The sequence below is a fragment of the Variovorax sp. Sphag1AA genome (assembly GCF_014192575.1).
In the GTDB taxonomy this organism is placed as follows: Bacteria; Pseudomonadota; Gammaproteobacteria; order Burkholderiales; family Burkholderiaceae_C; genus Variovorax.
Window position 1 is genome coordinate 380,029 of sequence record NZ_JACHYC010000002.1, and the last position, 22,646, is coordinate 402,674.

At 64.2% G+C, this 22,646-nt stretch carries 20 protein-coding genes; 15 read left to right on the top strand and 5 right to left on the bottom strand.

Annotation, left to right across the window (positions count from 1 at the left end):
* The first annotated feature begins 231 nt into the window (after positions 1 to 231).
* Positions 232 to 681 (top strand): OsmC family protein, encoded by a 450-nt coding sequence (locus tag FHW64_RS08260; RefSeq protein ID WP_184524945.1) that lies wholly within the window; start codon positions 232 to 234, stop codon positions 679 to 681.
* 23 nt (positions 682 to 704) lie between these two features.
* On the opposite strand, the gene coq7 is transcribed toward FHW64_RS08260, so the two are convergent.
* Positions 705 to 1,334 (bottom strand): 2-polyprenyl-3-methyl-6-methoxy-1,4-benzoquinone monooxygenase, encoded by a 630-nt coding sequence (coq7, locus tag FHW64_RS08265; RefSeq protein WP_184524947.1) that lies wholly within the window; start codon positions 1,332 to 1,334, stop codon positions 705 to 707.
* Between the two features lie 282 nt (positions 1,335 to 1,616).
* On the opposite strand from coq7, the gene FHW64_RS08270 reads away from it, so the two are divergent.
* The 7 genes from FHW64_RS08270 (at position 1,617) to FHW64_RS08300 (ending at position 9,876) form a co-directional block, all read left to right on the top strand.
* Complete coding sequence (locus tag FHW64_RS08270) at positions 1,617 to 2,882, top strand: porin (protein ID WP_184524949.1); 1,266 nt, start codon at positions 1,617 to 1,619, stop codon at positions 2,880 to 2,882.
* A 172-nt stretch (positions 2,883 to 3,054) separates the two neighbouring features.
* Entirely contained in the window at positions 3,055 to 4,035 is a 981-nt protein-coding gene (locus FHW64_RS08275) for an ABC transporter permease (protein ID WP_184524951.1), read from the top strand.
* A complete protein-coding gene (locus tag FHW64_RS08280; protein WP_184524954.1) occupies positions 4,035 to 5,288 on the top strand; it encodes a M20 aminoacylase family protein in 1,254 nt (417 codons plus the stop codon). The genes FHW64_RS08275 and FHW64_RS08280 overlap by 1 nt, the downstream gene beginning before the upstream one ends.
* Before the next feature lie 28 nt (positions 5,289 to 5,316).
* Complete coding sequence (locus tag FHW64_RS08285; protein ID WP_184524955.1) at positions 5,317 to 6,912, top strand: ABC transporter substrate-binding protein; 1,596 nt, start codon at positions 5,317 to 5,319, stop codon at positions 6,910 to 6,912.
* A 63-nt stretch (positions 6,913 to 6,975) separates the two neighbouring features.
* Positions 6,976 to 7,887 (top strand): ABC transporter permease, encoded by a 912-nt coding sequence (locus tag FHW64_RS08290; protein ID WP_184524957.1) that lies wholly within the window; start codon positions 6,976 to 6,978, stop codon positions 7,885 to 7,887.
* A 16-nt stretch (positions 7,888 to 7,903) separates the two neighbouring features.
* A complete protein-coding gene (locus FHW64_RS08295) occupies positions 7,904 to 8,887 on the top strand; it encodes an ABC transporter ATP-binding protein (RefSeq protein ID WP_184524959.1) in 984 nt (327 codons plus the stop codon).
* Positions 8,884 to 9,876 carry an ABC transporter ATP-binding protein gene (locus FHW64_RS08300; protein ID WP_184524961.1) on the top strand — a complete coding sequence of 331 codons (993 nt, stop codon included), beginning with the start codon at positions 8,884 to 8,886 and terminating at the stop codon, positions 9,874 to 9,876. Before FHW64_RS08295 ends, FHW64_RS08300 begins: the two co-directional genes overlap by 4 nt.
* Before the next feature lies 1 nt (position 9,877).
* On the opposite strand, the gene zwf is transcribed toward FHW64_RS08300, so the two are convergent.
* Complete coding sequence (zwf, locus tag FHW64_RS08305; protein ID WP_184524963.1) at positions 9,878 to 11,347, bottom strand: glucose-6-phosphate dehydrogenase; 1,470 nt, start codon at positions 11,345 to 11,347, stop codon at positions 9,878 to 9,880.
* A 140-nt stretch (positions 11,348 to 11,487) separates the two neighbouring features.
* On the opposite strand from zwf, the gene FHW64_RS08310 reads away from it, so the two are divergent.
* The 4 genes from FHW64_RS08310 to FHW64_RS08325 are packed head-to-tail and all read left to right on the top strand — an operon-like array spanning position 11,488 to position 16,465.
* Positions 11,488 to 12,519: an ABC transporter substrate-binding protein gene (locus FHW64_RS08310; RefSeq protein WP_184524964.1), complete on the top strand. Its 1,032-nt coding sequence runs from the start codon at positions 11,488 to 11,490 to the stop codon at positions 12,517 to 12,519.
* Positions 12,520 to 12,529: 10 nt separating this feature from the next.
* A complete protein-coding gene (locus tag FHW64_RS08315; protein WP_409350615.1) occupies positions 12,530 to 14,746 on the top strand; it encodes an ABC transporter permease in 2,217 nt (738 codons plus the stop codon).
* 13 nt (positions 14,747 to 14,759) lie between these two features.
* Positions 14,760 to 15,806 carry an ABC transporter ATP-binding protein gene (locus FHW64_RS08320; RefSeq protein WP_184524967.1) on the top strand — a complete coding sequence of 349 codons (1,047 nt, stop codon included), beginning with the start codon at positions 14,760 to 14,762 and terminating at the stop codon, positions 15,804 to 15,806.
* A complete protein-coding gene (locus tag FHW64_RS08325) occupies positions 15,803 to 16,465 on the top strand; it encodes an HAD family phosphatase (RefSeq protein WP_184524969.1) in 663 nt (220 codons plus the stop codon). The genes FHW64_RS08320 and FHW64_RS08325 overlap by 4 nt, the downstream gene beginning before the upstream one ends.
* Here FHW64_RS08325 and FHW64_RS08330 read toward each other — a convergent pair.
* Positions 16,411 to 17,082 (bottom strand): lipocalin family protein, encoded by a 672-nt coding sequence (locus FHW64_RS08330; RefSeq protein WP_184524971.1) that lies wholly within the window; start codon positions 17,080 to 17,082, stop codon positions 16,411 to 16,413. The two genes, FHW64_RS08325 and FHW64_RS08330, sit on opposite strands and share 55 nt — an antisense overlap.
* Positions 17,083 to 17,202: 120 nt before the next feature.
* Between FHW64_RS08330 and tal the strand changes: the two genes are divergently transcribed.
* The 3 genes from tal to FHW64_RS08345 all read left to right on the top strand — a co-directional run bounded on the left by tal (position 17,203) and on the right by FHW64_RS08345 (position 20,142).
* Positions 17,203 to 18,150: a transaldolase gene (gene tal / locus FHW64_RS08335; RefSeq protein ID WP_184524973.1), complete on the top strand. Its 948-nt coding sequence runs from the start codon at positions 17,203 to 17,205 to the stop codon at positions 18,148 to 18,150.
* A 2-nt stretch (positions 18,151 to 18,152) separates the two neighbouring features.
* On the top strand, positions 18,153 to 19,709 hold the full coding sequence (gene pgi / locus FHW64_RS08340; RefSeq protein WP_184524975.1) for a glucose-6-phosphate isomerase: 1,557 nt from the start codon (positions 18,153 to 18,155) through the stop codon (positions 19,707 to 19,709).
* 82 nt (positions 19,710 to 19,791) lie between these two features.
* Positions 19,792 to 20,142, top strand: a complete 351-nt coding sequence (locus tag FHW64_RS08345; RefSeq protein WP_184524977.1) for a DUF805 domain-containing protein — start codon at positions 19,792 to 19,794, stop codon at positions 20,140 to 20,142.
* 3 nt (positions 20,143 to 20,145) lie between these two features.
* Here FHW64_RS08345 and msrA read toward each other — a convergent pair whose 3' ends face one another.
* Both msrA and groL read right to left on the bottom strand, forming a co-directional pair.
* Positions 20,146 to 20,877 carry a peptide-methionine (S)-S-oxide reductase MsrA gene (gene msrA, locus FHW64_RS08350; RefSeq protein ID WP_260303719.1) on the bottom strand — a complete coding sequence of 244 codons (732 nt, stop codon included), beginning with the start codon at positions 20,875 to 20,877 and terminating at the stop codon, positions 20,146 to 20,148.
* Positions 20,878 to 20,993: 116 nt separating this feature from the next.
* Positions 20,994 to 22,646 (bottom strand): chaperonin GroEL, encoded by a 1,653-nt coding sequence (gene groL / locus FHW64_RS08355; protein WP_184524979.1) that lies wholly within the window; start codon positions 22,644 to 22,646, stop codon positions 20,994 to 20,996.

Genomic DNA, 22,646 nt, shown 5'->3' on the forward strand with positions numbered 1-22,646 from the left:
CATGCGGCTGCGCCAAGAAAAAAGCCCCGGGCCTTGCGGCTCGGGGCTAAATCCACCAATTGGGAGGGTGGAGGAGACAACCGGTGCACACGGCTTCGTGTGCGATGAAATAAAGTATATCGACTGTTTGTTGCATTGCAACAAGCGAGTGACGCTTTTCGAACACAAATTCACGCCGCCGTACGGATTTTCTTTTTCTGCGTGCGTCCGTGAACCCTTGGAGCCACTGAGATGGAATGTACTGTGAGTTGGACCGGCAACGCCGGCGCGCGATCGGCAATGGGCTTCGTCGCCGAGACGGGAACCGGCCATGTGCTGATGATGGATGGCGCGCCCGATGCAGCCAAGCCGGAGAACGGTGGTCAGAATCTGGCGCCGCGGCCCATGGAAACGGTGCTTGCGGGCACCGGCGGATGCACCGCTTATGACGTCGTGCTGATCCTCAAGCGGGGTCGGCATCAGGTCGAGCGATGCAGCGTCAAGCTCACCAGCGAGCGCGCGGAAAAGGATCCCAAGGTCTTCACCAAGATCCACATGCACTTCACCGTGGCAGGCAAGGGGATTCCCGCTGCCGCAGTGGAGCGGGCCATCGCATTGAGCCACGAGACCTATTGCTCCGCCAGCGTGATGCTTGAAAAGACGGCCGAGATCACGACCAGCTTCGACCTGATCGACTTGTAAAGCAAGGCGACCCTCGCGAACCGTTAGACGCGGTGGGCGACGGTCGTCATCACCTTGGCAGCTACACGCATCAGCGCCTTGGCCGGCGGCGGCAACTCCTTGGCGCCAGCGCTCCAGGCCTGGCTGGCATGGCGCGCTTCATCCAGCTTCATCTGATCGATCACGGCGCGCGATGCCGTATCGCCGGCAGGCAATCGGTCGAGGTGGCCGTCCAGATGGGCTTCCACCTGCCGTTCGGTTTCCGCGACGAAACCCAGGCTCAACGCGTCGCCGAGCCGCCCTGCAACAAGACCGAGGCCAAACGCGCCCATGTACCAGAGCGGATTCAGCATGGACGGGCGCGCACCCAGCTCGTCGAGCCGTTGCTGCGTCCATGCGAGATGGTCTGTCTCCTCGCGTGCTGCATCATTGAAATGCATGCGGAGCGCCGGATCCCGAGTCACAGCGGCCTGTGCTGTATAGAGAGCCTGCGCACAGACTTCCCCTACATGATTGACGCGCATGAGCGCGCCTGCCTCGCGGCGTTCCGCGTCGGTCAGTGTGCCGGGCGGCGCGTCCGGCGAGGGTGTCGGCCGTGTCGAGTGAGGCTTGGCGAAAAGGGTGCGCAGTGCCGCGTCTGCCACCGACAGGACGGAGTCGAGCGATCGGTTCATCGGGCAATTGGAACCGATCTACAAAAGGACACAAATCGCGAGGGGCGCCTTTCGCATCGCGGTACGCCGCGCGTCCGAGATGCTTTGTTGCAGTCGTGCAACGAAACGTCGAGCCCAGCCGACATTTCGGGCGATTTGTTTTGCCCTTGCGAAGCGGCTCTGGTGCAATAGCGACAACTTCCCAAAAGGAGGTTGGCCCGGGGTCCGGTGGGAGCACAGAAGTGCCAGTCACGGTGAGCCCTTCGCACCGGAGCCCTATGTTTAACCTTGGAGAAACTTGCAATGAAAAAATCTCTAGTTGCCCTGGCTGCTCTGGCTGTTGCCGGCGTTGCTTCGGCTCAGTCGTCCGTGACGCTGTTCGGCGTGGTCGACGCCACCATCAATGGCTACTCGAACAAGTCGGAAAATGGCTTTGGTCAAGAAGTCAAGCTCCAAAAGAACCAGCTGACGAACTCGGGCTACAACAGCAGCCGTCTGGGCTTCCGTGGCACGGAAGACCTCGGTGGTGGCCTGGCTGCTAGCTTCTGGCTGGAAGCTGGTCTGGGCAACGACGACGGCACGACCGGCGGCAACGTGGCAAACGTGACCGGCACGTCGACCACTGGCCTCTTCAACCGTCGTTCGACCGTGAGCCTCTCCGGCGCGTTCGGTGAAGTCCGCCTCGGCCGTGACTACACCCCGACCTTCTGGAACGACACCGTGTTCGATCCGTTCGGCACCAACGGCGTTGGTACCAACCTGATCTCGACGGCCAACGGCGGCGCGACCATCCCCGCTCCCACCGGCTTCACGACCAACCAGATGTATGTCCGCGCCAGCAACTCGGTCGGCTACTTCCTGCCGCCGAACCTGGGTGGTTTCTATGGTCAGGTCATGTACGCTTTCAACGAAGCGTCGAAGTATGACCCGGGCATCCTGACCCCGAACACGGCTAACTCGCAGCGCACCGGCCGTTACGTCGGTGCTCGCGGCGGCTACGCCAACGGCCCGCTGGACGTTGCTCTCGCTTACGGCGAAGCCACGATCGGCGACGACTTCTTCGCTGGCACGACGAACACGCTGAAGACCTGGAACCTCGGCGCTTCGTATGACTTCGGCGTCGTCAAGCTCTTCGGTGAGTACTCGTCTGCCAAGAACGAAACCGACCGTTCGAACCCCAACCTGTTCAACGCCTTCGGTCTGACCGATCCGGGCGCGAAGGGCTGGTTGCTCGGCGCTACCGTGCCGGTCGGCCCTGGCCTGATCCGCGCTTCGTACTCGGCCGTCAAGTACAGCGACCTCCAGATCCCGGGTGCAACGACTGCTATCAGCCAAAACCTGACCCAGCTCTTCGGTCTGCAAGATCCGAAGGCTGACAAGTGGGCTATCGGCTACGTGCACAACCTGTCGAAGCGCACCGCTCTGTACGCTACGGTTGCATACGTGACCAACAAGGACAACACCCTGGTTGGCAACGGTCTGGCAGTTACCGGCGCGTTCGTGAACCCGACCGGCTACGCCCCGAAGAACTCGACGGGTTACGACCTCGGCATCCGTCACGCTTTCTAATCTGACGCTGGCGTAAGCCAGCATCAATGGGAAGTTCTTGAAAGCCACTCGACGAAAGTCGAGTGGCTTTTTTCGTTGCCGCTGCGATGTGTGCGGGCGCACCACACTGGGGTACTCCTGCATGGGCATGCAGCTTGCTCCTGCTAGCATCGATGAACACTTCATCCGCTGAATGATCGCTTTCGTACTGCGCCGCCTGATTCAGGCCGTGATCGTGATGGTCGCGGTTGCATTCATCGCCTTCCTTCTTTTCCAGTACGTCGGTGACCCGGTGGTGTTCCTGCTCGGGCAGGACGCCAAGCCCGAGCAGATCCGCGAGTTGCGCGCTTCGCTAGGGCTCGACCAACCCTTCTTCGTCCAGTTCTGGCACTTCCTCGTCAATGCAGCCCAGGGCGAATTCGGCTTGAGCTTGCGGCAGGGTGCAAAGGTGTCGCGATTGATTGCGGAGCGCTTCCCCGCCACGCTCGAGCTGGCAATGGTCGCCGCAATCCTTGCGCTTGTGATCGGCGTTCCGATGGGTGTCTATACTGCCCTGCGTCGCGGCAGCTTCATGAGCCAGATGTTCATGACACTCTCGCTGCTCGGCGTGTCGCTACCGCCTTTCCTGGTTGGCATCCTGCTGATCCTTGTCTTCGCAGTCCTTCTTGGATGGCTACCCAGCTTCGGGCGTGGCGAGGTCGTTCGACTCGGCTGGTGGAGTACCGGACTGCTGCGCGCCGATGGATGGACGCACATCGTGCTCCCCGCCGCAACGCTCGCGATCTTCCAGCTCACGCTCATCATGCGTCTCGTGCGGGCAGAGATGCTCGAAGTGCTGCGCACCGACTACATCAAGTTCGCACGCGCGCGCGGGCTCTCTGATCGCGCGATCCATTTTGGCCACGCACTGAAGAACACCCTGGTGCCAGTGATGACCATCACCGGGCTCCAGCTCGGCGGCCTCATCGCCTTCTCGATCATCACGGAGTCGGTCTTTCAATGGCCCGGCATGGGGCTGCTGTTCATTCAGGCGGTGACGTTCGCAGACATCCCTGTGATGGCCGCCTATCTCTGCCTCATCGCGCTGATCTTCGTCGTCATCAATCTCGTGGTCGATCTGCTCTACTTCGTTGTCGATCCACGCTTGCGTGTCGGCACTGCAGGAGGACACTGATGACTGAACCAAGTTTGCAAGCCTCTGGAAGAGCCTTCGCGCACATTGCGCGCTTCTATCCAGAGATCACCGCGTTCCGGCGCGATCTGCATGCGCATCCCGAACTCGGCTTCGAGGAGGTCTACACCTCCGGTCGCGTGACCGAGGCCCTGCGGGCTTGCGGAGTCGACGAGATCCACACCGGCATCGGCAAGACAGGCGTGGTCGGTGTGATCCGCGGCCGTTCGGTCGAAAGCGGACGCATGATCGGCCTGCGCGCGGACATGGACGCCCTGCCGATGTGCGAAGACAACGACTTCGCCTGGCGTTCGGCCAAGAACGGCCTGATGCACGGTTGCGGACACGACGGCCATACCGCGATGCTTGTCGGCGCGGCTCGCTATCTCGCAGAGACGCGCAACTTCGACGGCACTGCGGTGTTGATCTTCCAGCCCGGCGAAGAGGGCTTCGCGGGTGCGCGGGTGATGATCGAAGACGGGCTCTTTGACCGCTTCCCGGTTGAATCCGTCTATGCGATGCACAACTGGCCAGGGCTGCCCGCCGGCACCGTCGGCATCAATCGCGGCGCGATGATGGCTGCAGCCGACCGCATCACGATCGAAGTCACGGGCAAGGGTGGGCATGGCGCACATGCCTATCTCACCGTCGATCCAGTGGTGGTTTCCGCACACATCATCACGGCCGTGCAGAGCATCGTGTCGCGCAACGTTCGACCGATCGACGCAGCAGTGATCAGCGTCTGCGCCGTGCAGGCGGGCGATCTCAATGCAATGGCCGTGGTGCCGGGCAAGGCGACGCTCGTGGGCACCGTGCGCACCTTCAGCTCGCGCGTGCAGGAACAGGTCGAGCGCCGCCTTGCCGAACTGTGCTCGGCGGTCGCCGCCGGTTTCGGTGCGACGGCGCATGTAAAGTTCGAGCGCATCTATCCGGCCACCATCAACACCGCGCCCGAGGCGCAGTTCGCGGGCGATGTTGCGCAAACGCTGGTTGGCGCGCACAACGTCGAGCGCAACATGGAACCCAGCATGGGCGCCGAGGACTTCTCCTTCATGTTGCAGAAGAAGAAGGGCGCCTACCTGCGCATTGGTCAGGACGTGAAGGACGGCGCCTTCCTGCACAACAGCCGTTACGACTTCAACGATGAAATCCTGCCGCTCGGTGCCGCGCTGCACGCGGGTCTGATCGAGCAGGGCATGCCGCTGGCCGCGGAGGCCAGCAGTCCACGAAGCAAGATGGCCCAGACGGCCGCTTGAACTTTTCCAACCCAGAGGAGTGCTTTTCATGAGTCTGAAGAAAAAAGTGATCGCCACCGCGATCCTGTCCGTGCTGACGGCCACAAGCCTGGTGGCCGGCGCCCAAACCATTCGCATCGCGAACCAGGGGGACGCACTTTCGCTCGACCCGCACTCGCTCAACGAATCGCTGCAGCTGAGCGTGACCGCCAACGCCTACGAGCCGCTCGTGGGCCGCAACAAGGACCTGAGCCTCGCACCGCTGCTCGCCACGAGCTGGAAGCAGACTTCGCCGAACGTGTGGCGCTTCGAACTGCGCAAGGGCGTGACCTTCCATGACGGTACGCCGTTCACCGCCGATGACGTGGTCTTCACCTTCGCACGTGCGAAGGGCGACGGCTCCGACATGAAGGCCACGCTGAGCGACATCAAGGAAGTGCGCAAAGTCGGCGATCACGCCGTCGAGATCGAAACCAACGGCCCCTTCCCGATCCTCCCGGACGTGATCACACTGACCATGATCATGAGCAAGAAGTGGTGCGAAGAGAACGGCGCCGCCAAGCCGGTCGACAAGCGCAAGGGCGTCGAGAACACCGCTTCGTTCAAGGCCAACGGCACCGGTCCATTCCGTGTGCGCGAGCGCCAGCCCGACGTGCGCACCGTGTTCACGCGCAACCCGACCTACTGGGGCAAGATCGAAGGCAATGCGCAGGAGATCATCTTCACGCCGATCGCGAATCCCGCGACGCGCGTTGCCGCACTCATCTCCGGCGAAGTCGATGTGATGGAGCCGGTCCCGGTGCAGGACATCGCGCGCATCAATTCGAGCCCGAACGCACGCGTGATCACCGGCCCCGAACTGCGCACGATCTTCCTGGGCATGGACCAGAAGCGCGACGAGTTGCTCTATTCGAACGTGAAGGGCAAGAACCCCTTCAAGGACAAGCGCGTTCGCCAGGCCTTCTACCAGGCCATCGACATTGCCGGCATTCAGCGGACCGTGATGCGTGGCGCATCGCGCCCGACTGCCCTGATGGTCGGCCCCGGCATCAATGGCTGGAGCGCCGAGCAGGACAAGCGCCTGCCCTACGACATCGATGCAGCCAAGAAGCTGCTCGCCGACGCGGGCTACCCGAACGGCTTCGAAGTGTCGATGAACTGCCCGAACGACCGCTACGTGAACGACGCGCAGATCTGCCAGGGCGTTGCCGCCGGCCTCGCGCGTATCGGCGTCAAGATCAACCTCGTGGCCGAGACCAAGGGCAGCTACTTCCCGAAGGTGCTGCGTCGCGACACCAGCTTCTACATGCTCGGCTGGACGCCGACCACCTACGACTCGCACAATGCGCTGAGCTCGCTGATGGCCTGTCCGGACGACAAGGGTACTGGCCAGTTCAACCTCGGCTCCTACTGCAATCCGAAGCTCGACGAGTTGACCCGGAAGATTCAGTCCGAGACCGACAAGGCGAAGCGTGACGAGATGATCAAGGAAGCCTTCAAGATCCACGCGGACGACGTTGGCCACCTGCCGCTGCACCAGCAGTCGCTCGCATGGGGCGTGAGCAAGAAGGTGGAGCTCACGCAGCTCGCCGACAACTTCATGATGTTCAAGTGGATGAGCATCAAGGCGCAACAGCAGCCTTGATGGCTTGATGACCCGTGCGACTGGGGCCCGCCGTGGCGGGCCCCGCTTTTTTCCGTTTCCACGATGAACAAGACAATTGCGCGCTGGCTCGACAGCGATGTCGGCCACAGTTTCCGCAGCTCGCCCGTGGCGATGCTCGCGGCGGTGATCGCCTTCGTCTGCGTCTTCTGTGCGGTGTTTGCCAACTGGGTGTCGCCGCATGACCCCTTCAATCTCGCGGCGCTCGAACTGGGTGATGCGCGACTGCCGCCCGCATGGAGCGCCGAAGGCACGACCAAGTTCTTGCTCGGTACCGACGACCAGGGGCGTGACATCCTCTCTGCGCTGATGTACGGCGCGCGGATCTCGCTCGTGGTGGGGTTGGTGTCGGTGGTGCTCTCGGTGCTGGTCGGCGTGGTGCTCGGCCTGTGCGCGGGCTTCTTCGGCGGATGGCTCGATGCCTTCCTGATGCGGCTGTGCGATGTGATGCTGTCGTTTCCGCCGATCCTGATCGCGTTGCTCATTGCCGGCATCGGGCGCGCGCTCTTTCCCGATGCGCACGGCTCGCTGGCCTTTGGCGTGCTCATCATCTCGATCACGCTCGCAGGCTGGGTGCAGTATGCGCGCACGGTGCGCGGCTCCACGCTCGTCGAGCGCCACAAGGAATACGTGCAAGCCGCGCGCGTCACCGGCGTGCCACCCGTGCGCATCATGCTGCGGCACGTACTGCCCAACGTGATGGGGCCGGTGATGGTCCTCGCGACGATCCATGTCGCCACCGCGATCATCACGGAGGCCACGCTGTCTTTCCTCGGCGTCGGTGTGCCGCCGACATCGCCTTCGCTGGGGACGCTGATCAACACCGGGCGCGACTACCTGTTCTCGGGCGAATGGTGGATCACCGTCTTCCCGGGGCTCATGCTCGTTCTGATCGCGCTCAGCGTGAACCTCCTGGGCGACTGGCTGCGCGATGCGCTGAACCCCCGTTTGCGCTGAGCCTGGAGCTGATCGAATGAGCCTTCTTCAAGTCAGCAACCTCGTCGTCGAGTTTCCGCATCGACACGGCACCCTGCGTGCGCTGGACGACATCTCCTTCGACATCGCGCCTGGCGAAATCCTTGGCGTCGTGGGCGAGTCCGGCGCGGGCAAGTCACTCACTGGCGCGGCCATCATCGGCCTGCTGGAGCCGCCTGGCCGCGTGGCTGGCGGCGAAATCCGCCTCGAAGGTCAGCGCATCGACAACCTCCGAAGCGAGGCGATGCGGCATATCCGCGGCCGCAAGATCGGGGCGATCTTTCAGGATCCGCTGACCTCGCTGAATCCGCTCTACACGATCGGAAGGCAGCTCACCGAGACCATCCGCACCCACCTGCCGGTCAACGAGCAGGAGGCGCGGCGGCGCGCGATCGGGCTGCTCGAAGACACCGGCATCCCGGGCGCTGCGCAGCGTATCGACCACTACCCGCACCAGTTCTCCGGCGGGATGCGGCAGCGCGTGGTGATCGCCCTGGCGCTCGCGGCGGAGCCCAAGCTGATCGTGGCGGACGAGCCGACCACCGCGCTGGACGTGTCGATCCAGGCGCAGATCATCCAGTTGCTCAAGGGCATCTGCAAAGAGCGTGGCGCGGCGGTGATGCTGATCACGCACGACATGGGCGTGATCGCCGAAACCTGCGACCGCGTGGCGGTGATGTACGCCGGGCGCATCGCGGAGATCGGGCCGGTGCAGGAGGTGATCCACCAGCCTGCGCATCCCTACACCTCGGGCCTGATGGCTTCGATCCCGGACATGACGATGGACCGTGAACGCCTCAACCAGATCGACGGCGCCATGCCAAGGCTCAACGCGATTCCGACCGGCTGCGCGTTCAATCCGCGCTGCCCGCGCGTCTTCGATCGTTGCAGGATCGATCGCCCGGACTTGATGAACGCCGGCGCCACGCGGGCCGCCTGCTGGCTGCACGAGGCCGCGCCGGCCTACGGAGAAGCGGCATGAGCGCACTGGTGCAGGCCAACGACCTGGCCAAGAATTTCGACGTTTCGCCGCCCTGGCTCAACCGGGTGCTGGAGCGCAAGCCGCGCGTGCTATTGCGCGCGGTCGATGGCGTGAGCTTCACGATCGAGCGCGGCAAGACGATGGCGCTTGTCGGCGAATCCGGTTGCGGCAAGAGCACTGTCGCGCGGCTGCTGGTGGGCTTGTACGAGCCTTCGCGTGGAGGCATGCACTTCGACGGTCAGGACGTGCATGCGGCCTACAAAACGCCTGGAGGCCGCGCGCTGCGGCGGCGGATCCAGATGATCTTCCAGGACCCCTACGCCAGCCTCAACCCGCGCTGGACCGTCGAAGCCATCATCGGCGAGCCCTTGCGGGAGCACGGCATCCTGAAGGAGGGCCCGGAACTCAAGGCGCGGGTCGGCGAGCTGCTGAAGTCCGTGGGCCTTGGCCCGGCCGACATGGTGAAGTATCCGCACCAGTTCTCGGGCGGACAGCGGCAGCGCATCTCGATCGCCCGTGCGCTCGCGACGCAGCCCGAGTTCCTGGTCTGCGACGAGCCGACGTCCGCGCTCGACGTGAGCGTGCAGGCGCAGGTGCTCAACATCATGAAGGACCTGCAGCGTCAGCAGGGCCTGACCTATCTCTTCATCTCGCACAACCTCGCGGTGGTGCGACATGTGGCGGACCAGGTGGGCGTGATGTATCTCGGGCGACTGGTCGAACTCGCGGACAAGCAGAAGCTCTTCGCATCGCCGCAGCATCCGTACACCCGCATGCTGCTCGATGCGATTCCGCAGATGAAGCACGTCGGTCGCTCGCGCACGCCGGTGCAGGGCGAGGTGCCAAACCCGCTCAATCCGCCCTCGGGCTGCACCTTCCACCCGCGCTGCCCGCTCGCCAACGAGCGCTGCAAGACTGAACGGCCGTCGCTCCTGTCATTGCGTGGCGTGCAAGTCGCCTGCCACGCAGTAGAGGAAGGCCGGGCCTAGGCTACTGTTCCTCGCCCCAGGCATAGCCGTCGCGGGCGATCATCGCGCTTGAGGCGCTCGGGCCCCACGTGCCAGCGGCATACGGCCGCGGCGCGCCGTCGGAATTCCAGCTCTCGATCAGCGGCTCGACCCAGCGCCATGCTTCTTCCTGCTCGTCACTGCGCACGAAGAGGTTCAGCCGTCCGTCGATGACGTCGAGCAGCAGCCGTTCATACGCCCCCACGCGCTCCGAGCCGAAGCGCTTGTCGAAGTCGAGGTCGAGCTGCACCGGCGCGAGTTGAGGCCCCGCATGGCGATTCCCGTTGCGCTGCCGGTTGTCCTGCGCCTGCGCGAGCATGTGAAGCTCCAGCCCGTCCTTGGGCTGCAGGTTGATGACGAGCTTGTTCACCGAATTCGTCGGCGCGCGGAAGATGGCATGCGGCGTTTGCCGGAAGCTCACTTCGATGCGCGCGTCGCGCGATGCGAGCCGCTTGCCGGTGCGGATGTAGAGCGGCACGCCGGCCCAGCGCCAGTTGGCGATCTCGGTGCGCAGCGCGACGAAGGTTTCGGTCCGGCTGTCCGGGTCGACGCCGGGTTCCTCGCGATAGCCCTGCACGCGCTCACCATAGGCAGTGCCTGCGGTGTACTGGCCGCGAATCGCGTGCATCCCGATTGACTCCGCGGTCCATGGCTTGAGGGCGCGCAGCACCTTGAGCTTCTCGTCGCGGATCGCGTCGGCGTGCGCGTTGATCGGCGGCTCCATGCCGACCGCGCAGACCAGTTGCAGCGCATGGTTCTGCACCATGTCGCGCAGTGCGCCGGTCTGGTCGTAGAAGGCCCCGCGCTTCTCGACGCCGAGGTCTTCCGCGATCGTGATCTGGATGTTGGCGATGTGCTCGCGGCGCCAGATGGGCTCGAACAGCGCATTGCCGAAGCGCATCGCGAACAGGTTCTGTACCGAAGGCTTGCCGAGGTAGTGGTCGATGCGGAACACCTGCTGCTCGGCAAGTACCTTGCGCACTGCGGTGTTGATTGCGCGATTGGATGCCAGGTCGTGGCCCAGCGGCTTCTCGAGGACCACGCGCGTCTGCTCGCCGTTGAGACCGGCCGCTGCGATCTGTTCGACCACCTGCGTGAAAAGTGCCGGCGCGGTTGCAAGGTACATCACGACCACGTTGGCGTTGCGTGCCTTCAACAACCGGGCAAGTTTTTCGTAATCGGCCGGTTGCGAAAGATCCATGCGCAGGTAGTCGAGCAGGGACGCGAATTTCTTGAACTCTTCGGCCGAGGGGCGTTTGGCGCCTTCGACCGCGTTGAAGCGGTCCTGGATCAGCTTGCGATAGGCGTCATCGTCCAGTTCGTCGCGCGCGATACCGATGATGCGGCCCCCCTCGGGCAGCGTCCCGTGCCGGAATGCCTGGAAAAGCGCAGGCATCAGCTTTCGCCATGCGAGGTCGCCGGTACCGCCAAAAAGTACGAGATCGAAACTCATGGATACATCCCTAGGGTTGCGAAGGCGCGAGCATGAAGCTTGCCAGCGAATGGTACTTGTACCGATCCGGCCATTGATGACCACGCGATAAGCTGAAGGCGGCCCGCGGGGGCCATTTTTGTTTTCCGAATGAGGACCAGATGAAGAACAAGCTCGTGCAAACCTTGCAAATGGCAACTGCAGCGGCACTGATCGGCGCTTCGGCGGGCGCATCGGCTCAGACCGTCAACGTGATCTGTTCGGTGCAGGCCGAGTGGTGCAACATGATCGCGACCGTGTATGCGCGCACCACTGGCGTCAAGCTCAACATGTCGCTCAAAGGCTCGGGCGAGGCGCTCGCGCAGCTCATCGCGGAGAAGGACAACCCGAAGACCGACGTGTGGTTCGGCGGCACGGGCGATCCGCACCTGCAGGCTGCAGAGATGGGCCTCACGCTCGAATACAAGTCGCCGACCTTGCCGCAGCTCTATCCGTGGGCACAGCAGCAGGCCCAGCAGTCGGGCTACAGGACGGTGGGCATCTACTCCGGCCCGCTGGGCTTCGGCTACAACACCGAGCTCATTCAGAAGAAGAAGCTCCCAGTGCCACGCAGTTGGGCCGACCTGCTCAAGCCTGAATACAAGGGCGACATCCAGGTGGCGAATCCGGCATCGAGCGGCACGGCCTACACGATGATCGCCACGCTCGTCCAGTTGATGGGCGAGGACAAGGCCTTCGAGTACCTCAAGGGCCTGCACCGCAACGTGGGCCAGTACACGCGCTCTGGAACCGGCCCGATCAAGGCGGTGGCGCGCGGCGAGACGGCGGTCTCCATCAGCTTCATCCACGACGCGCCGCAAGAGAAGATGCAGGGCTTCCCCGTCGAGACCACGACGCCCTCCGAGGGCACCGGCGCGGAGATCGGCTCCATGAGCATCGTGAAGGGCGCGCGCAATCTCGACCAGGCGAAGAAGTTCTATGAATGGGCGCTCACGCCGCAGGCGCAGACCTTCGGTGCAGCGGCGAAGCAATATCAGCTGCCTTCGAACAAGACCACGCCGGTCGATCCCAACGTGCCCGATTTCAAGAAGATCAAGATGATCAACTACGACTACGCGAAGTACGGCGCGAGCGCCGAGCGCAAGCGTTTGATCGCGCGCTGGGAAAAGGACGTCAACTCGCTGCCGCGATAGCGTGTCGTCGATCTCGCAAGGGCGGCGCAGCCCCAATCGATCGATCTGGACCTGCATCGTCGCGGGTCTGATCGGCTACCTCGCATTGCCCTGGTATGCGATTCAGGACACCTCGTGGTACGAGGTGATCCCTCAGGTGTTCAGCGAAGGCGAAGCGGCAAACGGCGTGATCCAGGCAGCGCTCCAGGGCCGAAGCTGGCTCTACATCGGCCTTATCGGACTGGCGGTGTGCCTGTTGGGCGGCCTGCTTCGCGCCGGACGCGTGCAGGGGCAATTGCTGTTCATCGGTGGCGCGGTGGGGAGCATCGGCCTTGCGTTGAGCGGCTTTCTCATCGGCGCGAGGGGGTGGTCGATCGCGGCCCTCAACACGCAGCTCGGGGAGCTGTCGGTGAACCAGTTTGGGATGGGCGCGGGCGGGTTCGTGGCCTTCTCGGCATTGGTGCTGCTTGCGGCGTTCGGAATCGCACGCCTGGGCTTCTTCAAGGGCGATCTGTTCGTTGCCGGCGCGGTGATCGCGTCGGGCGTACTGATGGCGGTGTTCATCGCCTATCCAGTGAGCAAGGCGCTGGCCGGTGCCTTCATCGACGAAGACGGGCATTGGTCGTCCGCTGCATTCCTCGCCCGCATCGCCACCGAGCGCGTATGGGGGCTGGGCTGTCTCTCGGGCGGGGTTCGATGCGGAGTCGCATGGAACACGCTGGTGCTCGCACTTCTCACGGCAGCGGGCACGACCTTGCTCGGCACGTTGATGGCGCTCATGGCCGAACGCGGCAGCCGCCGCTGGCAGGCACCTCTGCGCGTGCTCGCGCTGCTGCCGATCATCACGCCGCCCTTCGTGGTCGGCTTGGGGCTGATCCTGCTCTTTGGCCGCGCGGGCGTGGTCAACCAGTTGCTCGAAAGCGCCTTCGGAATAGAGCCCACGCGCTGGTTCTACGGAATGCCGGGCGTGCTGGTCGCCCAGCTCTTCGCCTTCACCCCGATCGCCTTCATGATCATGCGTGGCGTGGTGCAAGGCGTGGCCCCGAGCCTGGAGGAGGCGGCGCTGATGCTTCGTGCAGACCGTCGACGTGCCTTCTTCACGGTCACGCTGCCGCTGATCAAGCCCGGACTCGCGAATGCCTTCCTCGTCGGCTTCATCGAAAGCATCGCGGACTTCGGCAACCCGATCGTGGTCGGCGGCCAGTTCTCGGTGCTGTCGACGGACATCTTCTTCGCGATCGTCGGTGCGCAGTACGACCAGGGTCGTGCCGCTTCGCTCGCCTGGGTGCTGACCTTCTTCGCGCTCGCGGTGTTCGCGCTCCAGCGCGGGCTGCTCGGCCGGCGCAGCTACACCACGGTGAGCGGCAAGGGAGATGCCGGCATCGCGATGCCGTTGCCGGATGGCGTGCGCCGCGCGATCTACTGCATTGCCTTGCCGTGGATCCTGTTCACGGTGGTGGTCTATCTCTTCGCTTTCGCGGGCGGCTTCGTACAGACATGGGGACGCGACTACACCTTCACGCTCAATCACTTCAGGACGGCGTTCGCGCTCGAATGGGGCCAGTTCGGCGTGGTGTGGGCGGGTACCGCGTGGAATTCGCTCATCACGACGGTCAAGCTCGCGGGCATTTCCGCGCCGTTCACCGCGGCATTCGGTCTTCTGATTGCGTGGCTGCTTTCGCGCAACGAGTTCAGGGGGCAGGGCGCCTTCGAGTTCGCGGCACTGCTGGCCTTCGCCATACCGGGCACGGTGCTCGGCGTGAGCTACATCCTCGCCTTCAACGTGCCGCCGCTCGAACTCACCGGCACGGGGCTCATCATCGTGCTGTGCTTCATGTTCCGGAACCTGCCGGTCGGAGTGCGAGCGGGCACCGCCGCGTTCAAGCAGATCGACCGTTCGCTGGATGAAGCATCGCTGATGCTGCGCGCATCGACCTCGCAGACGCTCTTCAAGGTGGTGCTGCCGCTGTTGAAGCCGGCGCTGGCGGCGGCGCTGGTCTACAGCTTCGTGCGCGCCATGACGACGGTGAGCGCGGTGATCTTCCTGGTCACGGCCGAGAACGAGCTGGCGACCACCTACATCATCGGCCGCGTCGGCAACGGCGACTACGGCGTCGCGCTCGCGTACTGCACGGTGCTCATGATCCTGATGGCCGCGGCGATCATGCTCGTGCAGCTGCTCGTCGGCGAGAGGAAGCTGGGCCGACGCAAGGCCGACGCGCCGGCGCCCGTCCCGGTCGCGACCTGAATCAAAGGACACCATGAGCAACGGCATCGAATTCCGCAACGTCACCAAGCGCTATGGCAAGAGCGCAGATGCGCCGCTCGCGGTCAAGGGCATCAGCTTCGAGGTGCCGGCCGGCACGCTGACCACGATCCTCGGCCCTTCCGGCTGCGGAAAGACCACGACGCTTCGAATGATCGCGGGACTGGAGTCGCCGACATCGGGCTCGATCATCATGGGCGGACGCGACGTCACCGACCTCGCGCCTTCCGAGCGCAACGTGAGCATGATGTTCCAGAGCTATGCGCTCTTCCCGCACATGAACGTCATCGAGAACGTCAGCTACGGCTTGCGCATGAGCGGCGTGCGCAAGGACGAGGCCCGTGCCCGGGCGCGCGATGCGCTCAAGGGCGTGGGGCTGGTCGACTTCGACACGCGCCTGCCGAGCGAACTCTCGGGCGGGCAACAGCAACGCGTGGCGCTCGCGCGTGCGCTGGTGCTGGAGCCCGCGGTGCTGCTGTTCGACGAGCCGCTTTCCAACCTCGACGCGCGCCTGCGCCGCGAGATGCGCGAGGAAATCCGCAACCTGCAGCAACGCCTGCAACTCACGGTGGCCTATGTCACGCACGACCAGAGCGAGGCGCTGGCGGTCAGCGACCAGATCATCGTGATGGACCACGGCGTGATTGCCCAGCGCGGCACGCCCGAGCAGCTCTATGGCAATCCGGAGAGCGAATTCGTCGCGGGCTTCATGGGCGAGGCGATGGTGTTCCCCGCGCTCGCACAGCCGGACGGACGCGTGCAGATGGGCCCGTTGATGTTGACGCCGCGCCACGCGGTCGCGCCCGGCATCGTCAAGGTCGCAGTGCGGCCGGAAGCCTGGTACATCGGTGCGGCGGTGGGCTTGCCCGCCACGGTGCGCAAGGCGTCTTTCCTCGGCAACTTCTACGAGTATGCTTTTGACACCGCGCTCGGTTCGGTCTTCGTCGTGTCCACCGACCTGGTGCATCCACTTGCCGCCGGCGCGGAGACCCACCTGTCCCTGACCAACCACGGCGTCTCCATCGTGCCCGTTGCCCTATGAATGTTGTTTTCGATCTCGGTGCCGTTCTTCTGACCTGGGAGCCGGTGGCGCTGGTGCAGACCCATTTCGCGGCGCACGCACCCACAGCTGACGCGGCACACGCGCTCGCGAGCCAGATGTTCCACCACGAGGACTGGCTCGGCTTCGACCGCGGCACGCATTCGCTCGATGATGCGATCGGCCGGATGGCCCTGCGTCTTTCGCTGCCGGGAGATCGACTCAGCGAGGTGCTCGCGCCCATGGGCGAGAGGCTGGAGCCCATCGGGGTCACGGTGGACCTGCTTGCGAGCCTGCGCGACCGGCGAGATGCGGGCGAAGACCTTCGCCTCTACTACCTCTCGAACATGCCGGAGCCCTACGCACGCGTGCTCGAATATCGCCATGCCTTCTTCACCTGGTTCGATGGCGGCATCTTCTCCGGCGACGTGAAGATCGTGAAGCCGCAGCGCGGTATCTACGACCTGCTGACTGAGCGATACAAGCTCGATGCCGCGGAGACCGTCTTCATCGACGACTCCGCCGCCAACGTTGCCGCTGCCCGCGAGCTGGGCTGGAAGGCGATCCACTGCGAGCGGCCAAGCCAGGTGCCGACGCAACTGGCCGCCTATTTGCCGGTCAGCACCACTTTGTCGACATCGAAGCCGAGCGTGCGCGCGTAGTCGAGTTCCGCGTCAAGCGCGGCCACGTCAAGCACCGGCGCGCGTGATAGCACCCAGAGGTATCTGCGATCGGGCGTGCCCACCAGCGCGACCTGGTAGTCGCGGTCCAGCTTCAGGATCCAGTAGTCACCCCAGACCACGGGCAGCCACGCCAGCCAGTCGGGCGCGAAACGCACCTCGAGTCGGCCCGCGCCCGGTTGGCCCGGGACGTTCACCACGCGCGCAATGCCGACGGATTCGTCGAATCGTCCGTCGTCAAGAATGCAGCGGTTGCGCACCTGCACGTTGCCGTCGTCCAACAATGTGTATTCAGCGGTTACCGGGCCGGCGCATTGTTTCTCGAAGCGGTTGGGCAAGCGCGCCTGCTCGTGCCAGAGGCCCACATAGCGCTTGAGATCGACCGGCGCGACCACCTGGAGGGGGGCGCGCATCAGCGGCGCGCCATCCGCCGGGCCGGCGATCGTGCCGTTGCGTGCATTGCGCGCGGTGTTGAGCGCCAGCAGCGTCAGGGCGCCGCCAACGCAAAAGGCGGTCGCCAGCGTCCCGATCGAGGCGCTGACAGCGCGATCATCGAATGCGGCTGGGGCCGGCGGTGCCCGGCGAGTGCGTTGACCCATGGGGGTTCCTCCTGAAGCTGAGAGAAGGTCAGTGGGAGGCCAAGATTAGTGACGCGAGACACCGGCCCACGTCAGCCGGGGACCACACGAGCTGTAGTTTTGCAGCGGGATAATGGCCGCATGAACCAACTCGATACCCTCCGTCAATGGACCACCGTGGTAGCCGACACCGGTGATTTCCGCCAACTCGCCCAGTTCAAGCCGCGAGATGCGACGACCAATCCGTCGCTCATCCTGAAGGCGGTGCAGAAGCCGGAATACCGGCCGCTGCTCGACGAAGCGGTCAGCAAACAAGACGGAAAGCCCATCGACGAGGTCATCGACCGCCTGCTGGTGCGCTTCGGCACCGAGATCCTCTCGATCATTCCCGGCCGCGTCTCCACCGAGGTGGATGCACGCTTGAGCTTCGATACCGAAGCCACCATTGCCCGCGCGGAGCGCATCGTGGCGCTCTACCGCGCCGAAGGCGTCGATGTCGAGAAGCGTCTGCTGATCAAGGTCGCCTCCACCTGGGAGGGCATCGAAGCGGCGCGCCGGCTCGAGCAGAAGGGCATCCATTGCAACCTGACGCTGCTGTTCTCGTTCGCGCAGGCGGTGGCCTGCGGAGCGGCCGGGGTGCAACTCATCTCGCCTTTCGTCGGTCGCATCTACGACTGGTACAAGAAGTCGGCAGGCAGCAACTGGAACGAGGCGGAGAACGCCGGCGCCAACGACCCGGGCGTGAAGTCCGTGCGCACGATCTTCGACTACTACAAGAAGCATGGCATCCGGACTGAGGTCATGGGTGCGAGCTTCCGCAACGTGGGTCAGATCGCGGCGCTTGCTGGCTGCGATCTGCTGACCATCAGCCCTGAGCTGCTCGCGGAACTCGCCGCGAGCGAAGCGCCGTTGACGCACGCACTCGATGTGGAAGCCGCGAAGCGCATGGACATCCCGAAGGTCGTGTTGAACGAGCCGGCATTCCGCTATGCGTTGAACGAGGACGCCATGGCCACCGAGAAGCTTGCCGAAGGCATTCGCGCCTTTGCCGCCGACGCGGTGAAGCTCGAGAAACTCATGGGAGCCTGACGATGCAACGCACGCGCGGCGACAGAACGGCGGCCTGGGCTTCGCTGCAGGCGCACTATGACGCAAGCGGCAAGGGCTTCGACCTGCGCCGCGCGTTCGCGGACGATGCAGGTCGCTTCGGCGAATTGAGCCAATCGGCGCCCTATGTCTTTGCCGATCTTTCGAAGAACCTGATCGATGCGCGGACTGAATCGCTGCTGTTGGCCCTGGCCCGCGAGACAGGTCTCGAAGCACATCGCGACGCGATGTTCGCCGGCAAGCACATCAATGCAACAGAGAACCGCGCGGTACTGCATACGCTGCTCCGCACGCCCCAGGGTGCCGCGATCGATGCGGGCCTGGTGTCGGCGTTCAATGATGTGCAGGCGACGCTGGCAGCGATGCTGGCTTTTGCCGAGGAGGTCCGCGCGGACCACACGATCACCGACGTGGTCAATATCGGCATCGGCGGATCGGATCTCGGGCCGCAGATGGCCGTGCTGGCGCTCGAAGCCGATGTCGCACGCGGCAAGCGCTTCCACTTTGTCTCCAACGTCGACGGCCATGAGCTCGATGGGGTGCTCCGCGGGCTTGCGCCGGAGCACACGCTGTTCCTCATCGCTTCGAAGACCTTCACCACGGCCGAGACGATGGCCAATGCGCGCTCCGCCAAGCGCTGGTTCGAGCAGTCGGGCAGTGTCGACATCGCGCGCCATTTCGCGGCGCTCACCACCAACGTCGAGGCCGCGCGCGAGTTCGGCATCGAGACCACCTTCGGTTTCTGGGACTGGGTGGGCGGCCGTTATTCGCTGTGGTCTGCGATTGGCTTGCCCATTGCGCTGGCGATCGGCTCGGACGGCTTCCGAAGGCTGCTGGCCGGTGCGCGTGCGATGGACGAGCATTTCCTCACCGCGCCGCTCGAACAGAACCTGCCGGTGCGGCTTGGCCTGCTCGATGTCTGGTATCGCGACTTCCACCGCTTCACAAGCCGCTGCATCGCGCCGTATCACAGCTCGCTGCGGCGGCTGCCGGCCTATCTGCAGCAACTCGAGATGGAGAGCAATGGCAAGCAGGTGGACATGGACGGCAAGCCGGTGGCGTTCGGGACGTCGCCGGTGCTGTGGGGCGAGCCCGGCACCAACGGGCAGCATGCCTACTTCCAGATGCTGCATCAGGGCACCGATGTGATTCCTCTGGAGTTCATCGCGGTGCGCGATGCGGCGCACGACCTCGAAGGCCATCATCCCAAGCTGCTCGCGAATGCGCTCGCGCAGGCGCAGGCCCTGATGGTCGGGCAGGCCGATGCCGGCGGCCACAAGAACTTCCCGGGCAACCGGCCGAGCAGCTTCTTCGTGTTCGACAAGCTGACCCCCGAATCGTTGGGCGCCTTCCTCGCGCTGTACGAGCATCGCGTGTTCACGAGCGGCTCGGTGTGGGGCATCAACAGCTTCGACCAGTGGGGCGTGGAACTCGGCAAGGTGCTGGCCAAGGACATCGAGCCTCGGCTGGCGTCGGGCAACGTCGAGGGGCTGGACGCATCTACCGCGGGGCTGCTGAAGAGGCTGCGCCCACGCGTCTGAACGCCGTCATCGGCATTCGCAGCACTGCTCGATATGATGGCCGAGGGGGTGTCCCCTGGGAAATCATCGAGAGGAGTTGCTCATGAACTTTCAACAGGCCGTCCAGACCTGCTTTCGCAAGTACGTCGACTTTTCGGGCCGCGCCTCGCGGCCCGAATACTGGTGGTTCGTCCTGGCGTACGTGATCCTTTCCTTCGTCGCCCGCTTCATCAACGACTACCTCTACCTGCTCGTGGTCCTTGCCTTCCTGCTGCCGCTGCTGGCGGCAGGTGCCCGGCGCCTGCATGACGTGGGCAAGTCCGCGTGGCTGCTGCTGATCGGGCTGATCCCCGTCGTTGGCGGACTGGTGCTTCTCTACTTCACCGTGCAGCCGAGCCAGACCGAATCCAACGCCTACGGACCACCGCCGCAGCCGCAGCCAGCAGGCATCTGAGCGTCACGCGCCGGAGCCCACCAGGACCGGCTTCACGCGATAGCGATCCGGAAACACCCGCTTCAGGTTGTCGACCTTCGGCAGGTCGTTGTACGAGATGTACGGGTGGTCCGGGTTGCGGGTCATGAAGTCCTGGTGATAGGCCTCTGCCGGGTAGAAGGCCTTGAGAGGTTCGATCGTGGTGGCGATCTTCTTGCCGAAGACCTTCGCGCCGTCCAGCTGCGCGATGTAGGCCTTGGCGATGCGCGCCTGCTCGGGGTTCGATGGAAAGATCGTTGAGCGGTATTGCGTGCCGGTGTCCGGCCCCTGCCGATTCAGCTGCGTTGGATCATGGGCGACCGAGAAGTAGACCTGCAGGATCTGCCCGTAGCTGATCTGCTTTGGATCGAAAGTGATTCGGACCGATTCCGCGTGGCCCGTATTGCCCATGCCGACCATGTCGTAGTGGGCAGTGCCCGCCTCGCCGCCGGCATAGCCCGACACCGCGTTGCTTACGCCCTTGACGTGCTGGAACACGCCTTGCACGCCCCAGAAGCAGCCTCCCGCAATCACGGCGGTCTCCGAAGCTGGCGCGGTGGCTGCGACCGGGTCGTCTGCGGGCGGGGGTATCACGACCGCCTTTTCGGCTCCGAGAACGGCGGCTGAAGGGAAGAGCGCCAGCGCTGCGAGAAGGACCAATGCCGGCCGGCGCGACATGATGGCCGTGGCGGGGGATTCGATGCGCTGCGTGTTCATCGCCGGTCTCCGTTTCGTGAAGGCCCAGTGTGAGCGCTTTCCGCAAATCGCGCGCGAAAAAAAACCTCGCGGCTTTCGCTGCGAGGTTTTTTCGTTGGCTGGAAGCCGGGCGTGAATTACATGCCCATGCCGCCCATGCCACCCATGCCGCCCATGTCGGGCATGCCGCCGCCGGCAGCGGATTCTTCCTTCGGTGCTTCGGCGACCATGGCTTCGGTCGTCAGCAGGAGGGAAGCCACCGAAGCTGCGTTCTGCAGAGCCGTGCGGGTGACCTTCGTCGGGTCCAGGATGCCCAGCTCGAGCATGTCGCCGTAGGTGTCGTTCTGTGCGTTGAAGCCGTAGTTGCCCTTGCCGGCCAGAACCGCGTTCACGACCACCGAGGCTTCGCCGCCGGCGTTGTTCACGATTTCGCGCAGGGGCGCTTCAACAGCCTTCAGGACCAGCTTGATGCCAGCGTCCTGGTCGACGTTGTCACCCTTGACCTTGTCGCCCACGGCTTGCTTGGCGCGCAGCAGAGCCACGCCGCCGCCAGCCACAACGCCTTCTTCCACTGCAGCGCGGGTAGCGTGCAGGGCGTCTTCGACGCGCGCCTTCTTTTCCTTCATTTCGACTTCGGTGGCAGCGCCGACCTTGATCACTGCAACGCCGCCGGCCAGCTTGGCCACGCGCTCTTGCAGCTTTTCGCGGTCGTAGTCGCTGGTGGCTTCTTCGATCTGCACGCGGACTTGCTTCACGCGGGCTTCGATGTCGGCAGCAGCGCCCGAACCGTCGATGATGATGGTGTTTTCCTTGCCCACTTCGATGCGCTTGGCTTGGCCGAGGTCAGCCAGCGTCACCTTCTCGAGGGTCAGGCCGACTTCTTCAGCGATGACCTTGCCGCCCGTGAGGATGGCGATGTCTTCGAGCATGGCCTTGCGGCGGTCGCCGAAGCCAGGTGCCTTGACGGCCACGACCTTCAGGATGCCGCGGATGGTGTTGACCACCAGCGTCGCCAGGGCTTCGCCTTCGACTTCTTCAGCAATGATCAGCAGCGGACGGCCGGCCTTGGCGACTTGTTCGAGCGTCGGCAGCAGGTCACGGATGTTGCTGATCTTCTTGTCGAACAGCAGCACGAACGGGTTCTCGAGGATCGCGCTTTGCTTTTCGGGGTTGTTGATGAAGTAGGGCGACAGGTAGCCGCGGTCGAATTGCATGCCTTCGACGACGTCGAGTTCGCTGTCGAGCGACTTGCCGTCTTCGACGGTGATGACGCCTTCCTTGCCGACCTTGTCCATCGCGTCAGCGATGATCTTGCCGATGGTTTCGTCGCTGTTGGCCGAGATCGAGCCGACTTGCGCGATTTCCTTCGAGGTGGTGGTGGCCTTCGAAGCCTTCTTCAGCTCGTCGACGAGGGCTGCAACAGCCTTGTCGATACCGCGCTTGAGGTCCATCGGGTTGATGCCGGCGGCCACGTACTTGAAGCCTTCGCGAACGATGGCCTGGGCCAGCACGGTCGCGGTGGTGGTGCCGTCACCGGCGTTGTCCGAGGTCTTGGAAGCCACTTCCTTCACGAGCTGGGCGCCCATGTTCTGCAGCTTGTCCTTGAGTTCGATTTCCTTGGCGACCGACACGCCGTCCTTGGTCACGGTGGGGGCGCCGAAGGAGCGCTCGAGCACCACGTTGCGGCCCTTGGGACCGAGGGTGACCTTGACTGCGTTGGCGAGGATGTTCACGCCTTCGACCATGCGCGCGCGGGCTTCGCCGCCGAAGACTACGTCTTTTGCTGCCAT

Excerpts from the sequence above, each read along its gene's own strand:
- FHW64_RS08260 (WP_184524945.1), top strand. The coding sequence starts at position 232 with ATGGAATGTACTGTGAGTTGGACCGGCAACGCCGGCGCGCGATCGGCA.
- coq7 (WP_184524947.1), bottom strand. The coding sequence starts at position 1,334 with ATGAACCGATCGCTCGACTCCGTCCTGTCGGTGGCAGACGCGGCACTG.
- FHW64_RS08270 (WP_184524949.1), top strand. The coding sequence starts at position 1,617 with ATGAAAAAATCTCTAGTTGCCCTGGCTGCTCTGGCTGTTGCCGGCGTT.
- FHW64_RS08275 (WP_184524951.1), top strand. The coding sequence starts at position 3,055 with ATGATCGCTTTCGTACTGCGCCGCCTGATTCAGGCCGTGATCGTGATG.
- FHW64_RS08280 (WP_184524954.1), top strand. The coding sequence starts at position 4,035 with ATGACTGAACCAAGTTTGCAAGCCTCTGGAAGAGCCTTCGCGCACATT.
- FHW64_RS08285 (WP_184524955.1), top strand. The coding sequence starts at position 5,317 with ATGAGTCTGAAGAAAAAAGTGATCGCCACCGCGATCCTGTCCGTGCTG.
- FHW64_RS08290 (WP_184524957.1), top strand. The coding sequence starts at position 6,976 with ATGAACAAGACAATTGCGCGCTGGCTCGACAGCGATGTCGGCCACAGT.
- FHW64_RS08295 (WP_184524959.1), top strand. The coding sequence starts at position 7,904 with ATGAGCCTTCTTCAAGTCAGCAACCTCGTCGTCGAGTTTCCGCATCGA.
- FHW64_RS08300 (WP_184524961.1), top strand. The coding sequence starts at position 8,884 with ATGAGCGCACTGGTGCAGGCCAACGACCTGGCCAAGAATTTCGACGTT.
- zwf (WP_184524963.1), bottom strand. The coding sequence starts at position 11,347 with ATGAGTTTCGATCTCGTACTTTTTGGCGGTACCGGCGACCTCGCATGG.
- FHW64_RS08310 (WP_184524964.1), top strand. The coding sequence starts at position 11,488 with ATGAAGAACAAGCTCGTGCAAACCTTGCAAATGGCAACTGCAGCGGCA.
- FHW64_RS08320 (WP_184524967.1), top strand. The coding sequence starts at position 14,760 with ATGAGCAACGGCATCGAATTCCGCAACGTCACCAAGCGCTATGGCAAG.
- FHW64_RS08325 (WP_184524969.1), top strand. The coding sequence starts at position 15,803 with ATGAATGTTGTTTTCGATCTCGGTGCCGTTCTTCTGACCTGGGAGCCG.
- FHW64_RS08330 (WP_184524971.1), bottom strand. The coding sequence starts at position 17,082 with ATGGGTCAACGCACTCGCCGGGCACCGCCGGCCCCAGCCGCATTCGAT.
- tal (WP_184524973.1), top strand. The coding sequence starts at position 17,203 with ATGAACCAACTCGATACCCTCCGTCAATGGACCACCGTGGTAGCCGAC.
- pgi (WP_184524975.1), top strand. The coding sequence starts at position 18,153 with ATGCAACGCACGCGCGGCGACAGAACGGCGGCCTGGGCTTCGCTGCAG.
- FHW64_RS08345 (WP_184524977.1), top strand. The coding sequence starts at position 19,792 with ATGAACTTTCAACAGGCCGTCCAGACCTGCTTTCGCAAGTACGTCGAC.
- msrA (WP_260303719.1), bottom strand. The coding sequence starts at position 20,877 with ATGAACACGCAGCGCATCGAATCCCCCGCCACGGCCATCATGTCGCGC.
- groL (WP_184524979.1), bottom strand. The coding sequence starts at position 22,646 with ATGGCAGCAAAAGACGTAGTCTTCGGCGGCGAAGCCCGCGCGCGCATG.